Consider the following 15000-nt stretch of genomic DNA (forward strand, 5'->3'; position numbering starts at 1 on the left):
TCAACGGATAAAAGCTACCCGGGGATAACAGGCTTATCTCCCCCAAGAGTCCACATCGACGGGGAGGTTTGGCACCTCGATGTCGGCTCATCGCATCCTGGGGCTGTAGTCGGTCCCAAGGGTTGGGCTGTTCGCCCATTAAAGCGGTACGCGAGCTGGGTTCAGAACGTCGTGAGACAGTTCGGTCCCTATCCGTCGTGGGCGTAGGAAATTTGAGAGGAGCTGTCCTTAGTACGAGAGGACCGGGATGGACGCACCGCTGGTGTACCAGTTGTTCTGCCAAGGGCATAGCTGGGTAGCTATGTGCGGAAGGGATAAGTGCTGAAAGCATCTAAGCATGAAGCCCCCCTCAAGATGAGATTTCCCATAGCGTAAGCTAGTAAGATCCCTGAAAGATGATCAGGTTGATAGGTTCGAGGTGGAAGCATGGTGACATGTGGAGCTGACGAATACTAATAGATCGAGGACTTAACCATATAATATGTAGCAAATGTTATCTAGTTTTGAAGGAATATGCCTTCATAGTTTGGTGATGATGGCAGAGAGGTCACACCCGTTCCCATACCGAACACGGAAGTTAAGCTCTCTAGCGCCGATGGTAGTTGGGACCTTGTCCCTGTGAGAGTAGGACGTCGCCAAGCTATTTATATCATCGCGGGGTGGAGCAGCACGGTAGCTCGTCGGGCTCATAACCCGAAGGTCGCAGGTTCAAATCCTGTCCCCGCAACCAATGGTCCCGTGGTGTAGTGGTTAACATGCCTGCCTGTCACGCAGGAGATCGCCGGTTCGACCCCGGTCGGGACCGCCATTTTATATAAAGAAAAGAACGAAACAAGTTGTTTCGTATTTTTTTATTTGTTTTAACAAAAAACTAATAAAGACAGTCAAACTATCCTTAGGAAAACTCCTAAGGACTTTTTTATATATTTAAAACCTGTATAATAAAGAGCAGAGAACATTGTGAATAAAGTAGGTGAAGTCTGTGAGTAAATATGAAGTAACAACAAAATCTTCTGAGGAAACACAAAGATTATCAGAAAAACTAGGTGAACTTGTCGGGGCGCAAGATGTAATTATTTTAGAAGGAGATCTTGGAGCTGGAAAGACGACTTTTACAAAAGGACTAGCAAAGGGTCTTGGTGTGAAAAGAGTTGTAAATAGTCCTACCTTCAATATTATTAAAGAATATAAAGGGAGATTGCCGCTATATCATATGGACGTATATCGTTTAGCAGAAAGTGAAGAAGACTTAGGCTTTGATGAGTATTTCTATGGTGAAGGGATTACAGTAGTAGAATGGGCTCATTTAATAGAAGAATATTTACCGAATGAAAAGTTACAAATCAGTTTATTCCATGCTGGAGATGATACAAGGAAAATTGTACTCGAACCAATTGGAAATCGTTATATTAGATTATGTGAGGAGCTATTACAAAATGAAAGTACTAGCAATTGATACTTCAAATTACGTAATGGGTGTATCCCTTATTGAGGAAGGGAACGTGATCGGAGAAATCATTACAAATTTAACAAAAAATCATTCTGTACGTCTTATGCCAGCTGTAGAGAAACTTTTAAAAGAATGTGGTGTAAAACCGAAAGAATTGACTAAAATCGTTGTAGCAGCTGGACCTGGATCATATACAGGTGTTCGTATAGGTGTGACAGCTGCAAAAACATTAGCTTGGTCACTTCAAATACCAATTGTAGGTGTATCAAGTTTAGAAGTAGTGGCAGCAAATGGTGCTAATTTTAAGGGATTAATCTCTCCTTTATTTGATGGTCGACGTGGTCAAATTTACACGGGGCTATATACATATGAAGGGGAGCAGTTAACTTCAATAGAAGAAGACCGAATTATGCTTATTGTTGACTGGTTGCAAATGTTAAAAGATAAAGAACAGCCTGTTTTATTTATTGGTAACGATGTTAAATTGCATAAAGAAACAATTATAGAATACTTAGGTGATCAAGCTGTATTTGCTCCTTTCACTAAGAATAACCCAAGACCAAGTGAGCTAGCATTTTTAGGGTTACAAAAAGAAGAACAAGATGTGCATACGTTTGTACCTAGTTACCTTCGTTTAGCGGAAGCTGAAACAAACTGGTTAGAAAGTCAAAAGAAGTAGAGGTCTATAGAAAATGGATATGATATTTAGAAAGATGGCACTCGATGATATTGCTCAAATTGTAGCTATTGAAGAAGCGTCTTTTTCAACTCCTTGGACTGCAGATGCTTTTCAACGTGAATTAGCGATGAATGAACATGCACATTATGTTGTGCTAGAAAAAGATGGTCGCGTAATTGGTTATTGTGGATTGTGGATAATTATTGATGAATCACATATAACAAATATAGCTATTTTGCCAGAGTACCGAGGTCAAAAGTTAGGAGATGCCTTATTGAAAGAGGTTATTTCGGAGGCGAAAGACCTAGGAGTAAAAACGATGACACTTGAAGTACGCGTATCAAATGAAGTAGCAAAACAGTTATACAGAAAATACGGATTTCAAAATGGTGGGATTCGTAAACGATACTATGCAGACAATCAGGAAGATGGTCTCGTAATGTGGGTGAATATATAATGGAAAAAAATACGATTATACTTGGTATTGAAACAAGCTGTGATGAAACAGCAGTAGCAGTTGTTAAAAATGGAACGGAAATTATTGCGAATATCGTTGCATCACAAATTGAAAGTCATAAGCGTTTTGGTGGAGTCGTACCAGAGATTGCATCCCGTCACCATGTAGAAGAAATTACAGTTGTGCTAGAGGAAGCTTTAAAAGAAGCAAATATCACTTTCGAGGATATTGATGCAATTGCCGTAACAGAAGGACCTGGTTTGGTTGGAGCACTTTTAATAGGTGTAAATGCAGCGAAAGCTGTGGCTTTTGCGCATGATATCCCTCTAGTTGGTGTTCATCATATTGCTGGTCATATTTATGCAAACCGTTTAGTAAAAGAAGTACAATTCCCATTACTATCACTTGTTGTATCTGGTGGACATACGGAGCTTGTTTATATGAAAGAACACGGTTCATTTGAAGTGATTGGTGAAACACGAGATGATGCAGCAGGGGAAGCATATGATAAAGTAGCTCGTACGTTATCTATGCCATATCCAGGTGGTCCTCATATTGATCGCCTTGCACATGAAGGAAAGCCGACAATTGATTTACCTCGTGCATGGCTAGAGCCGGATTCGTATGATTTTAGCTTTAGTGGATTGAAATCGGCAGTTATCAACACTGTGCATAACGCAAAACAACGTGGTATAGAAATTGCACCGGAAGATTTAGCAGCAAGTTTCCAAGAAAGTGTAATCGACGTACTTGTAACGAAAGCGTCTCGTGCGGCGGATGCATATAACGTAAAGCAAGTGCTTCTTGCTGGTGGAGTAGCTGCTAATAAAGGGCTTCGTGCACGTTTAGAAGCAGAATTTGCACAAAAAGAAAATATAGAGCTAATTATCCCGCCTCTATCTTTATGCACAGATAATGCAGCGATGATTGCAGCTGCAGGTACAATTGCATACGAACAAGGAAAACGTGCGACATTAGCTTTAAATGCAAATCCAGGATTAGATATTGAAGCATAGTTATACACAAAATTAACCACAACCTGTGGACAAAACCCATGTTATCTGTTGATAATATGGGTTTTGTTGTGTATATAAAATGTGTATAACTTTTTTGTGGAATGTGGATAATGTGGAAAAGTTATTTTAATGTCTATTTTATAAAGGTGGATATGTGTATAAACTTGTGGATAAAGCGGATGAGGTCTGACCTTTAAAGATATTCTTTTTCGGGAAATAAAAAACAAGAAGATATCCCCAAAAAACTTTTGAAACATCCGCCTCTTATTATATAGGTTGCTACTATTGTCAATCTTTGTCGGTAAAACGATAGTTCTTGTCGAATCATTCATATATTTTAAGTTACGGTATATATATTCAAAAAATCGTTGATATAATTTCATGTGCTAAGGCACTGATTTTAAAATAGAAAATAAAAAGGATGTCTCACACATCCTCGACGTATGAGACATCCTTTTTGTTTAAGTTCACTTATATATGCAGTTCTTCCCATTCTGCCATACAAGCTTCAAGTTGTTCTTGTAGTGTTTGCTTTTTAGATGTAATTTCACTAGCCTTTTCATAATCTGCATATATTTCTGGTAAGCAAAGCTGATCTTCTAATGTAGCAATTTCTTCTTCAAATTCTACGATGTTTTGTTCTAGCTCCTCAATTTTCCGAGTGCGTTGACGCTCTAATTGTTTACGCTCTTTTTCTTCGAGATAATTTAATTTTTCTTGAGCTACAGTTTTTTGAACAGGTGCCTGATTTTCTTGCTGTTCTTGTTGTTCAAATTCTGCACGTTCAATCATTTCATTCTTCTTTTCAACGTAGTAATCGTAGTCACCTAAATATTCTTGTGCACCTTCTGTTGATAACTCAACAACGGTTGTCGTTACACGATTAATAAAGTAGCGGTCATGAGAGACGAATAGAAGAGTACCTGGATAATCAATTAAAGCATTCTCTAGAATTTCTTTACTATTTAAATCAAGATGGTTCGTTGGCTCATCAAGAATTAGTAAATTTGATTTTTGCATCATAAGCTTTGCAAGAGCTAATCGGGCTTTTTGTCCACCACTAAGAGAAGATACTGGCTTTAGTACATCATCCCCTGTGAATAAAAAGTTGCCTAGTATAGTGCGAATTTCTTTTTCAGGTTGCAGAGGATATTCATCCCATAGTTCATTTAAAACTCGCTTAGAAGATGTTAAGTTAGCTTGTTCTTGATCATAATAACCAACAGATACATTTGATCCGAAAGAAACATCACCATTTAGTAGAGGTAACTTATTCACAAGTGATTTTAACAATGTGGATTTCCCAATTCCGTTCGGTCCAACTAAAGCAACACTATCCCCACGAGTTAAGCGCATAGTTACATGTTCAATAATCGGATCTTCATCATAGCCAATAGTTGCATCTTTCACTTGTAAAACATCATTTCCGCTTTGTTTTTCAATATCAAAGTGGAAGGAAGCTGACTTAGAATCGCCCAATGGTCTAGTTAATAATTCCATTCTGTCTAATTGTTTACGGCGACTTTGAGCGCGCTTTGTTGTAGATGCACGAGCTATATTTTTTTGCACAAAGTCTTCAAGTTTAGCAATTTCATCCTGTTGTTTTTCATACCGTTTCATCTCTTGCTCGTATAGTGCCGATTTTAAGTCTAAATATTTACTGTAGTTACCAACAAATCGTTTGCTTTCCTTATTAGAAATTTCGTATACCTGTGTAACGAGTTTATCTAAGAAATAACGGTCATGGGAAACGATTAAAATTGCGCCAGGATAACCTTGTAAATATTGTTCAAGCCAAGTTAATGTTTCAATGTCCAAATGGTTTGTAGGCTCGTCTAAAATAAGTAAATCTGGTTTAGTTAATAATAATTTACCAAGAGCTAATCGTGTTTTTTGCCCACCACTTAATGTAGAAATTGTCGTCTGGTGCATTTCAACTGGGAAGCCAAGACCGCTTAAAATCGAGCGGATATCCGCTTCGTACTGATAGCCACCTTGATCTTTATAATCTAATTGTAATTGATCATAATCAGCTAATAATTTCTCGTATATAGCTGCATTTGAAAAGTTTTCTTCTTTGCCCATCTCTTGCTCTAGCCTTCGAAGTTTTGTCTCCATTTGCTGCAAGTGTGTAAAGACGGTTAACATTTCATCCCAAATTGTTAAAGACGTTTCTAATCCGGTATTTTGAGCTAAATACCCCATTGAGACATCTTTTGGTTTTATAATTTCACCACCATCATGAGATAACTCACCAGCTATTATTTTTAATAATGTAGATTTTCCGGCTCCATTTCGTCCGACTAGTGCGATACGATCTTTCGTTTGTACTTCCAATTTTATGTTTGCAAGAATCGTTTCTGCACCGTATAATTTCGAAAGCGCGTTTACTTGTAATAAAATCAATGTTTTCACCTCAAATAATTTCTTAACTTTGCCATGTTTATATTTCTCAATCATACTAAAAATAGTGTATAGTTTAAAATAAAGAGAGAATACTTCTTCTCTTTATTATACAAGGAAATTCATGAGTGCTAAACTTTTGTATTTGATTCAAGTATATGAATAAAGATAGGAAGAGAGGAGAGGTTATATGGATCAGCAAAAAATTCCACAGGCCACTGCCAAACGATTGCCTCTATACTATCGATTTATCCAAAACTTATCTCTTTCTGGTAAGCAACGTGTTTCATCAGCCGAATTGAGTGAAGCGGTAAAGGTTGATTCCGCAACTATTCGAAGAGATTTTTCATATTTTGGAGCGTTAGGGAAAAAAGGTTATGGATATAACGTAAATTATTTATTATCATTTTTCCGTGAAACACTCGACCAAGATGATATAACACGTGTAGCACTTATTGGAGTAGGTAATTTAGGGACCGCTTTCTTACATTATAATTTCACGAAAAACAATAATACAAAAATTGAAATGGCGTTTGACGTTAGTGAAGAGAAAGTTGGAACAGAAATCGGAGGCATTCCTGTATATCATTTGGATGAACTAGAAGAACGTTTATCAACTGATATACAAGTGGCAATATTAACAGTACCCGCTACAGTAGCACAATCTGTGGCAGATAGATTGGCAGAAACGAACGTGCATGGTATTTTAAATTTCACACCAGCACGCTTAAATGTGTCAGAGAATATAAGAATTCATCATATTGATTTAGCTGTAGAGTTACAAACACTTGTGTACTTTTTGAAGAATTATCCACAATAAAACGCAGAGGAAGCGACCTCTGCGTTTTATTATTGTTTTTTCTTTGTGAATTTAACTAAGATAAGGCGAAGTGCCAAATTAAAATCAATTGTTGCCATAACTGCAAATAGTATTGTCCACATATTCCAGATTGTATCTGTTACGTTCGTAATGGCGAAACGTGTAAAGATACATCCAAGAAGAAAATACAATGCAGCCATGAACAATGGTGAGTTTCTCATACAAAAAATCCTCCGATAAAGCCTTGCATTTTTTCAGCTTCTTTAATCATTTCTTGAATTTGTTCATTGCTTACTAAAACTTGAGCAACTGCAACTAATGTATTCATTGCAACATGGGCTGCAATTGGAACGATAATACGCTTCGTTTTTACATATAAAAAGGCGAATACGAGCCCCATAGCAGTGTATACCAATAAGTGAGTAAAATCAAAATGAATCGCCGCAAATACAAGGGAACTAATAATAGCGGCAATAAAGAAGTTAAACTTCTTATAAAGTGTACCAAATAAAATTTTTCTAAATACGATTTCTTCTAAAATTGGCCCTATAATAGATACAACAATAAGGAACCAAGGTGTTGTTCTTGCGATATCCATAAGTCTTGCTGTATTTTCAGATCCAGGTTTAATACCTAATACATACATTTCGATCATACCAGCAATACTTTGTGAGAAAAATGCTAAGAAAAACCCGATAAAAATCCATCCAATTGTAGCTGGAACAGTAGAGCGCATTTTATCTAAATGCCTGTCACGAATATCTGTTCTAAGTAACCAAAGTACGATACATAATGCAATAAAGAAGCTAATGATTGCCCAATGGCCAGTTATGAGTTGGAATTTCTCCTCTCTAGTAAATCCCTTATTATCATAAAGTCCAGTTTTCAAGAGAAGTGGTAATCCGGCAATTGAAGATAACTGCATTAAAATGTATGTAACGATAACCCACCAATATTGTTTTTTCAAAGGGTTTAACCATCCTTTCTAACTCTAGTGTATGAGATAAGGTAGGATAACATGTAAATATGCTACCTACGATATAAACTGTCACTTAAATTATGTTTTTTTCGTAAATCCTCATTTGAAATGATAATAGAAGACAGGAAAAAGTTGTGTGTGTAGCGAAAACAACTTAGGGTGTCCTTTCATATTGTAACATACGAGTAGTGGAAACAACGATTCATATAGTAAAGGTAGTAGAAGTAGGATTCTATATAGAAAAGTTTATATAGTAATTTGCGAAAAAATTATGATTTTTTTACTTGCAAAAGAAATTGAGATTATTTATTATTATAAGTGTGTTAGCACTCGGGTGACTTGAGTGCTAATAAATAAAATTTACATAACAAAATGAGGAGGTTATTGTTCATGCTAAAGCCATTAGGTGATCGCGTTGTAATTGAATTTGTTCAAGCAGAAGAAAAAACAGCAAGTGGTATTGTATTACCAGACACTGCAAAAGAAAAACCACAAGAGGGTAAAGTTATTGCAGTAGGTACAGGCCGAGTGCTTGAAAATGGTGAGCGTGTTGCTTTAGAGGTAGCAGCAGGTGATCTTATCATCTTCTCAAAATATGCAGGTACTGAAGTGAAATACGAAGGTACAGACTACTTGATTTTACGTGAAAGTGACATTTTAGCAATTATCGGTTAATTATATACATTTTAAAAATCCAAGGGGGTCAATTATTATGGCAAAAGATATTAAATTTAGTGAAGAAGCACGTCGTTCGATGCTTCGCGGTGTCGACACTCTTGCAAACGCAGTAAAAGTAACGCTTGGACCAAAAGGTCGTAACGTTGTACTTGAGAAAAAATTTGGTTCACCACTTATTACAAATGACGGTGTAACAATCGCAAAAGAAATCGAATTAGAAGATGCATTCGAAAACATGGGTGCGAAATTAGTGGCAGAAGTTGCTAGCAAAACAAACGATGTAGCTGGTGACGGAACGACAACTGCAACTGTATTAGCGCAAGCTATGATTCGTGAAGGTTTAAAAAACGTAACAGCTGGTGCTAACCCAATGGGTCTTCGCAAAGGTATCGAAAAAGCTGTTACTGCTGCAATTGAAGAATTAAAAGCGATTTCTAAACCAATCGAAGGCAAATCTTCTATCGCACAAGTAGCTGCTATTTCTGCAGCTGACGAAGAAGTAGGTCAATTAATCGCTGAAGCAATGGAGCGCGTTGGTAACGACGGCGTTATTACTTTAGAAGAATCTAAAGGATTCACAACAGAATTAGACGTAGTAGAAGGTATGCAATTTGATCGTGGATATGCATCTCCTTACATGATCACTGATTCTGACAAAATGGAAGCGGTTCTTGATAACCCATACATCTTAATCACTGACAAAAAGATTTCTAACATCCAAGAAATCTTACCAGTATTAGAGCAAGTGGTACAACAAGGTAAACCACTTCTTATCATTGCTGAAGATGTAGAAGGCGAAGCGTTAGCTACATTAGTAGTGAACAAACTTCGTGGTACATTCAATGTAGTAGCTGTTAAAGCTCCTGGATTTGGTGACCGTCGTAAAGCAATGTTAGAAGATATCGCAATCTTAACTGGTGGCGAAGTAATCACTGAAGAATTAGGACGTGACTTAAAATCTGCTACAGTTGAATCTTTAGGACGCGCAGGTAAAATCGTTGTAACGAAAGAAAACACAACTGTAGTTGAAGGTATTGGGAATACACAACAAATCGAAGCTCGCATTGGCCAAATCCGTGCGCAATTAGAAGAAACTACTTCTGAATTCGATCGTGAAAAATTACAAGAGCGTCTTGCTAAATTAGCAGGTGGCGTAGCAGTAATTAAAGTAGGTGCAGCAACTGAAACTGAGTTAAAAGAGCGCAAACTTCGTATTGAAGATGCACTTAACTCAACTCGTGCAGCAGTAGAAGAAGGTATCGTTGCGGGTGGTGGTACTTCACTTATGAACGTGTACACGAAAGTAGCTTCTATCGTAGCTGAAGGCGACGAAGCAACAGGTATCAACATCGTACTTCGTGCATTAGAAGAGCCAGTTCGTCAAATCGCAATCAACGCTGGTCTAGAAGGATCTGTAGTTGTAGAGCGTCTAAAAGGCGAAAAAGTAGGCGTTGGTTTCAACGCAGCTACTGGCGAATGGGTTAACATGCTTGAGTCTGGTATCGTAGATCCAGCTAAAGTAACTCGCTCTGCACTTCAAAACGCAGCATCTGTTGCAGCTATGTTCTTAACGACTGAAGCTGTAGTTGCTGACAAGCCAGAACCAAATGCACCAGCAATGCCTGACATGGGCGGCATGGGCATGGGCGGTATGGGCGGAATGATGTAATTCCGTTTGCCCGAAAAACATCCACTTCTATATAGAAGTGGATGTTTTTTTGTGTTTTTTAGAAAAGGAAATGAATTTCTGTAGAATTTTGTCGCTTTCTCTCTTGACCATACTGATACTTCATTGTTAGAATCTAGGAAGATAATATAAAACGATCCTTCATATATCCTCAATGATATGGTTTGAGAGTCTCTACCGGGTTACCGTAAACAACCTGACTATGAAGGCAGTGTGTCTTATATTTATAAAGAGCGGAGACTATCTTTCTTTATAAAGCCAGACCCCTGCCTTTTCTTTGTTATGAGACTAGAGGCGGAGGACTGGCTTTTTTTATTATATTGGTAATGCTTTTCGCCAAATTGGTGAAAATATTTATATACGAGAACTAACGTTGGGGTGATTATTTTGAAAAAGCAGCACGATACAATTATCGTTTTAGATTTTGGGAGTCAGTACAATCAGTTAATAGCACGTCGAATTCGTGAGTTCGGTGTATACAGTGAACTTCATCCACATACAATTACTGCAGAAGAAATTAAAGCAATGAATCCAAAAGGGATTATTTTCTCTGGTGGACCAAATAGTGTATACGGTGAAGGTGCATTACATTGTGATGAAAAAATATTCGAGCTAGGATTACCGATTTTCGGTATCTGTTACGGTATGCAGCTTATGACACAACACTTCGGTGGTAAAGTAGAACGCGCAAACCACCGTGAATACGGAAAAGCTGTTCTTAAAGTAGAGAACGAATCAAAATTATATGCGAACCTTCCAGAAGAGCAAGTTGTATGGATGAGTCATGGTGACTTAGTAACTGGTTTACCTGAAGGATTCGTAGTAGATGCAACAAGTGAGTCTTGTCCAATTGCTGGTATGAGCAATGAAGCAAAAAACTTATACGGTGTACAATTCCACCCAGAAGTACGTCACTCTGAGCACGGTAACGATTTAATTAAAAACTTCGTATTCGGCGTATGTGGTTGTTCTGAAGGATGGAACATGGAGAACTTTATCGAAGTAGAATTAGAGAAAATCCGTGAAACTGTTGGAGACAAAAAAGTACTATGCGCACTTAGTGGCGGTGTAGACTCTTCTGTTGTAGCAGTATTAATTCATAAAGCAATCGGTGATCAGTTAACATGTATTTTCGTTGACCACGGCTTACTTCGTAAAGATGAAGCAGAAGGTGTTATGAAAACATTTAGCGAAGGCTTCCACATGAACGTTATTAAAGTGGATGCAAAAGAACGCTTCATGAACAAGTTAAAAGGTGTAGAAGATCCAGAACAAAAACGTAAAATCATCGGTAACGAATTCATTTACGTATTTGATGATGAAGCGTCTAAATTACAAGGAATGGACTTCCTAGCGCAAGGTACACTTTACACGGATATCGTTGAAAGTGGTACAGCAACTGCACAAACAATTAAATCTCACCATAACGTTGGTGGACTTCCAGAAGACATGCAGTTCAAATTAATTGAGCCTTTAAACACGTTATTTAAAGATGAAGTACGTGTATTAGGATCAGAATTAGGAATTCCTGATGAAATCGTATGGCGTCAACCATTCCCAGGTCCAGGACTTGGTATTCGTGTATTAGGTGAAATCACAGAAGAGAAATTAGAAATCGTTCGTGAATCTGATGCGATTTTACGTGAAGAAATTATAAAAGCGGGATTAGACCGTGAAGTTTGGCAATACTTCACTGCGCTTCCTGGTATGCGTAGTGTTGGTGTTATGGGTGACGAGCGTACTTACGATTACACAGTAGGTATCCGCGCAGTAACATCTATTGACGGTATGACAGCTGACTGGGCACGTATCCCTTGGGATGTATTAGAGAAAATCTCTGTACGTATCGTAAACGAAGTAAAACACGTTAACCGTATCGTGTATGATATAACGAGTAAGCCACCAGCAACTATTGAGTGGGAATAGTATTGTAATAAAAAAGATCCATCTATCGTTCATGTATAGATGGATCTTTTTGTTTTTACCCTTAATACGAACGAAAATATAAAAGTTTATAAAAATGTTCGTTTTTAAATTGACAAAACCACCTCCTCGAGTTAATATGAGTATGTAATTCAAACGAAAAGTGAATATTATGCCGTCGTATAATATCGGGGATATGGCCCGAAAGTTTCTACCTAGCTACCGTAAATGGCTTGACTACGAGGCGTTTTTATAAAGATGAGGGGAAACTTGTCTTTATTCATAGAACGCTTCCATGTATATGCAATGGAAGCCTTTTTTATTTTTAATAGATAAAAGAGGGCTAGGGTGAAATACGGCGAGTAATCATATAACGGGGGAAACGTAAGATGAAACGCTATTTTCAGTTTGATGAACTCGGCACAAATTATAAAACAGAGTTCATAGCAGGTTTAACGACATTTTTATCTATGGCTTATGTACTATTTGTCAATCCTGCTACGCTGTCACTTGGAAATGTTAAAGGGTTACCGGCAGGTACAGGAATGGATCCAGGTGCAGTATTCGTTGCTACAGCATTAGCAGCGGCGATTGGTTCGTTAATTATGGGGATATTTGCGAAGTATCCGATTGCTTTAGCGCCAGGTATGGGAATAAACGCGTTCTTTGCTTATACAGCGGTGTTAACGATGGGAATTCCGTGGCAAACGGCAATTGCTGGAACATTAATGTCAGGTATTATCTTTATTATTCTTACTGCTTCAGGTATTCGTGAAAAAATCATTAATGCAATTCCATCAGAGTTAAAGTTTGCAGTAGCGGCGGGTATTGGATTATTCATTGCCTTCCTTGGATTCCAAAACGCTGGAATTATCGTAAAGAATGATGCTGTCCTTGTTGGATTGGGGGATTTAACAAAGGGCACAACTTTACTAGCAATTTTCGGAGTTGTTACTACAATCATCTTCATGATTAAGAAAGTTAATGGTGCAGTATTCTACGGTATGATTCTTACAGCGATCTTAGGAGTGGTAACGGGATTAATTGATACTCCGAAAGCTGTAGTGGGAGCAATACCGAGCCTAGAACCAACGTTCGGTGTGGCGTTAACTCACTTTGGAGACATTTTCACTGTTGAAATGGGTATTGTTATTATAACGTTCTTCTTTATTGATTTCTTTGATACAGCAGGTACGCTCGTGGCGGTTGCGAATCAAGCGGGATTAATGAAGAACAATAAATTACCACGTGCAGGAAAAGCACTATTTGCAGATGCGATTGCAACTGTAATCGGTGCGATTTTAGGTACATCAACAACAACGTCTTATATTGAATCTTCTGCAGGGGTAGCAGCGGGTGGACGTTCTGGATTTACAGCAGTTGTAACAGCAGGGTTCTTCTTACTGGCACTATTCTTCTCGCCGCTATTAAGTGTTGTGACACCAGCTGTAACAGCACCAGCATTAATTATTGTAGGAATCTTGATGGTTTCATCTTTAGGAGAAATTGATTGGAAGAAATTCGAGATTGCAGTACCAGCATTCTTTACTATCATTTCAATGCCACTTACGTATAGTATCGCAACAGGAATTGCAATCGGATTTATCTTCTATCCAATTACAATGGTTGTGAGTGGCCGTCGTAAAGAGGTTCATCCAATTATGTATGTTATGGGAGTTTTATTCGTACTATATTTCATCTACGTTCGTAAATAAAAGGGGTTTTTTGAAAGGTCTAGACTTAAGGGGAGTCTAGACCTTTTTTGCGTCTTCAGAAAATCTTAAGGATTTCCGAGCGTTTTTCTTCAGAAGTTTTCCTATAATAGAAGTTAGGGATTAAAAAAGTGATGGGGGAGATATTGTGGCACACGAAACAATACTTGTCGTAGATGATGAAAAAGAAATTAGGAATCTTATTACAATCTATTTAAAGAATGAAGGATATAAAGTACTGCAAGCAGGGGACGGAGAAGAAGGGTTACGTATATTAGAAGAAAATGAAGTGCACTTAGTCGTATTAGATATTATGATGCCAAAAGTAGATGGTATTCATATGTGTATGAAAGTAAGGGAAGCAAAGGAAATGCCGATTATTATGCTTTCTGCCAAAACGCAAGATATGGATAAGATTTTAGGATTAACAACAGGAGCAGATGATTACATAACGAAGCCCTTTAATCCATTAGAGTTAATTGCACGAATTAAATCTCAATTACGCCGTTATATGAAAATGAATGGTTTTGCTATTCAAAATGAGGACGAGCTAGAAATTGGAGAGATGAAAATAAACATCTCGACCCATAAAATTATTGTAGAGGGAGAAGAAGTGAAACTAACTCCGAGGGAATTTTCAATTTTAGAATTGTTAGCTAGAAACCCAGGTATGGTGTTTAGTGCAGAACAAATTTATGAAAAGGTGTGGAACGAACGATCTTTCCAGTCGGATAACACGGTAATGGTTCATATTCGGAAAGTACGTGAAAAGATTGAGGAGAATCCAAGGAAACCTAGATATATAAAAACAGTATGGGGAGTGGGGTATAAGATTGAAAAAGATATTTAATCCATTTACTTATGTGAGGAAAACAAGACAATTAATTGAGAAATTAGTAAAGAGCGTACGAAAGAGTATAAGAATTCAATTGGTTACTACTTTTGCTGCTTGTGCGTTATTAGGAGTTTTTTTTGCAAAGGGAGCTGCGCCATTTTTTGAGAATGCGAATCGTCAAGCGACTGTCGATTATCGGTCTGGTATGCAACAAATTAATTACCAAGCTCAAAGAGCAGCGAATAGTTCGGTTCATGAAAATAAATTAGAAGCTATATCCAATATGATCGAAATGGAGAATCAAAATTTAGAGCGAGGAAATAGAGCTTTAAAAATATTGGTTGCTGATGAAAGTGGTAAA

General features: G+C 37.7%; 14 protein-coding genes, 2 tRNA genes, 2 rRNA genes and 2 riboswitches (2 of these 20 cut by a window edge). Of the genes, 15 read left to right on the forward strand and 3 right to left on the reverse strand.

Features of this window, described 5'->3' with window-relative positions; translation table 11 throughout:
* The 8 genes from LUS72_RS01465 to tsaD all read left to right on the forward strand — a co-directional run.
* Nucleotides 1-476 (forward strand): 23S ribosomal RNA (locus LUS72_RS01465) (it extends 2444 nt beyond the left edge of the window).
* A gap of 49 nt (nucleotides 477-525) precedes the next feature.
* Nucleotides 526-641: ribosomal RNA gene (gene rrf, locus LUS72_RS01470) — 5S ribosomal RNA — on the forward strand.
* A gap of 12 nt (nucleotides 642-653) precedes the next feature.
* Nucleotides 654-730 (forward strand) — tRNA-Met (locus tag LUS72_RS01475).
* A 2-nt stretch (nucleotides 731-732) separates the two neighbouring features.
* Nucleotides 733-808 (forward strand) — tRNA-Asp (locus LUS72_RS01480).
* A 174-nt stretch (nucleotides 809-982) separates the two neighbouring features.
* A complete protein-coding gene (gene tsaE, locus LUS72_RS01485) occupies nucleotides 983-1456 on the forward strand; it encodes a tRNA (adenosine(37)-N6)-threonylcarbamoyltransferase complex ATPase subunit type 1 TsaE (RefSeq protein ID WP_097832309.1) in 474 nt (157 codons plus the stop codon).
* The gene (gene tsaB, locus LUS72_RS01490; protein WP_071744102.1) at nucleotides 1437-2129 is read left to right on the forward strand and encodes a tRNA (adenosine(37)-N6)-threonylcarbamoyltransferase complex dimerization subunit type 1 TsaB; all 693 of its coding nucleotides are present in this window, start codon (nucleotides 1437-1439) and stop codon (nucleotides 2127-2129) included. Before tsaE ends, tsaB begins: the two co-directional genes overlap by 20 nt.
* A 13-nt stretch (nucleotides 2130-2142) precedes the next feature.
* Nucleotides 2143-2586, forward strand: a complete 444-nt coding sequence (rimI, locus tag LUS72_RS01495; RefSeq protein ID WP_141533562.1) for a ribosomal protein S18-alanine N-acetyltransferase — start codon at nucleotides 2143-2145, stop codon at nucleotides 2584-2586.
* Nucleotides 2586-3602: a tRNA (adenosine(37)-N6)-threonylcarbamoyltransferase complex transferase subunit TsaD gene (gene tsaD / locus LUS72_RS01500; protein WP_000414578.1), complete on the forward strand. Its 1017-nt coding sequence runs from the start codon at nucleotides 2586-2588 to the stop codon at nucleotides 3600-3602. The genes rimI and tsaD overlap by 1 nt, the downstream gene beginning before the upstream one ends.
* A 471-nt stretch (nucleotides 3603-4073) precedes the next feature.
* Here the strand turns inward: tsaD and LUS72_RS01505 are convergent, their stop codons facing one another.
* Nucleotides 4074-6008: an ABC-F family ATP-binding cassette domain-containing protein gene (locus LUS72_RS01505; protein ID WP_218011735.1), complete on the reverse strand. Its 1935-nt coding sequence runs from the start codon at nucleotides 6006-6008 to the stop codon at nucleotides 4074-4076.
* A 187-nt stretch (nucleotides 6009-6195) separates the two neighbouring features.
* Here LUS72_RS01505 and LUS72_RS01510 point away from each other — a divergent pair, with 187 nt between their 5' ends.
* Entirely contained in the window at nucleotides 6196-6825 is a 630-nt protein-coding gene (locus LUS72_RS01510) for a redox-sensing transcriptional repressor Rex (protein ID WP_000372704.1), read from the forward strand.
* A 29-nt stretch (nucleotides 6826-6854) separates the two neighbouring features.
* Here LUS72_RS01510 and LUS72_RS01515 read toward each other — a convergent pair whose 3' ends face one another.
* Both LUS72_RS01515 and LUS72_RS01520 read right to left on the reverse strand, forming a co-directional pair.
* Nucleotides 6855-7046 (reverse strand): YdiK family protein, encoded by a 192-nt coding sequence (locus tag LUS72_RS01515; protein WP_001246201.1) that lies wholly within the window; start codon nucleotides 7044-7046, stop codon nucleotides 6855-6857.
* A complete protein-coding gene (locus LUS72_RS01520; RefSeq protein WP_097832307.1) occupies nucleotides 7043-7792 on the reverse strand; it encodes a CPBP family intramembrane glutamic endopeptidase in 750 nt (249 codons plus the stop codon). Before LUS72_RS01520 ends, LUS72_RS01515 begins: the two co-directional genes overlap by 4 nt.
* 402 nt (nucleotides 7793-8194) lie before the next feature.
* Between LUS72_RS01520 and groES the strand changes: the two genes are divergently transcribed.
* The 6 genes from groES to ampS all read left to right on the forward strand — a co-directional run.
* Nucleotides 8195-8479, forward strand: a complete 285-nt coding sequence (gene groES / locus LUS72_RS01525; RefSeq protein WP_264448509.1) for a co-chaperone GroES — start codon at nucleotides 8195-8197, stop codon at nucleotides 8477-8479.
* 37 nt (nucleotides 8480-8516) lie between these two features.
* Entirely contained in the window at nucleotides 8517-10151 is a 1635-nt protein-coding gene (groL, locus tag LUS72_RS01530; RefSeq protein ID WP_001029987.1) for a chaperonin GroEL, read from the forward strand.
* Nucleotides 10152-10290: 139 nt separating this feature from the next.
* A riboswitch (purine riboswitch) is annotated at nucleotides 10291-10392 on the forward strand.
* Between the two features lie 164 nt (nucleotides 10393-10556).
* A complete protein-coding gene (guaA, locus tag LUS72_RS01535) occupies nucleotides 10557-12095 on the forward strand; it encodes a glutamine-hydrolyzing GMP synthase (protein ID WP_000743904.1) in 1539 nt (512 codons plus the stop codon).
* Nucleotides 12096-12250: 155 nt separating this feature from the next.
* A riboswitch (purine riboswitch) is annotated at nucleotides 12251-12352 on the forward strand.
* A 129-nt stretch (nucleotides 12353-12481) separates the two neighbouring features.
* Nucleotides 12482-13807 carry an NCS2 family permease gene (locus tag LUS72_RS01540; protein ID WP_097832306.1) on the forward strand — a complete coding sequence of 442 codons (1326 nt, stop codon included), beginning with the start codon at nucleotides 12482-12484 and terminating at the stop codon, nucleotides 13805-13807.
* A 145-nt stretch (nucleotides 13808-13952) separates the two neighbouring features.
* Nucleotides 13953-14654, forward strand: a complete 702-nt coding sequence (locus LUS72_RS01545; protein WP_097832305.1) for a response regulator transcription factor — start codon at nucleotides 13953-13955, stop codon at nucleotides 14652-14654.
* A protein-coding gene (gene ampS / locus LUS72_RS01550) for an aminopeptidase AmpS (protein ID WP_097832304.1) crosses the window boundary here: on the forward strand, nucleotides 14638-15000 show its beginning. The gene runs 1143 nt beyond the window's last position; the window shows 363 of its 1506 coding nt (coding positions 1-363); the start codon lies at nucleotides 14638-14640; its stop codon lies off the right edge, out of view. Before LUS72_RS01545 ends, ampS begins: the two co-directional genes overlap by 17 nt.

The sequence above is a fragment of the Bacillus cereus genome (assembly GCF_025917685.1).
Classification (GTDB): Bacteria; Bacillota; Bacilli; order Bacillales; family Bacillaceae_G; genus Bacillus_A; species Bacillus_A cereus_AT.

Bases quoted from the DNA above. Each gene is read 5' to 3' on its own strand.
- tsaB (WP_071744102.1), top strand. From the start codon at position 1,437: ATGAAAGTACTAGCAATTGATACTTCAAATTACGTAATGGGTGTATCC.
- rimI (WP_141533562.1), top strand. From the start codon at position 2,143: ATGGATATGATATTTAGAAAGATGGCACTCGATGATATTGCTCAAATT.
- tsaD (WP_000414578.1), top strand. From the start codon at position 2,586: ATGGAAAAAAATACGATTATACTTGGTATTGAAACAAGCTGTGATGAA.
- LUS72_RS01510 (WP_000372704.1), top strand. From the start codon at position 6,196: ATGGATCAGCAAAAAATTCCACAGGCCACTGCCAAACGATTGCCTCTA.
- LUS72_RS01515 (WP_001246201.1), bottom strand. From the start codon at position 7,046: ATGAGAAACTCACCATTGTTCATGGCTGCATTGTATTTTCTTCTTGGA.
- groES (WP_264448509.1), top strand. From the start codon at position 8,195: ATGCTAAAGCCATTAGGTGATCGCGTTGTAATTGAATTTGTTCAAGCA.
- groL (WP_001029987.1), top strand. From the start codon at position 8,517: ATGGCAAAAGATATTAAATTTAGTGAAGAAGCACGTCGTTCGATGCTT.
- LUS72_RS01540 (WP_097832306.1), top strand. From the start codon at position 12,482: ATGAAACGCTATTTTCAGTTTGATGAACTCGGCACAAATTATAAAACA.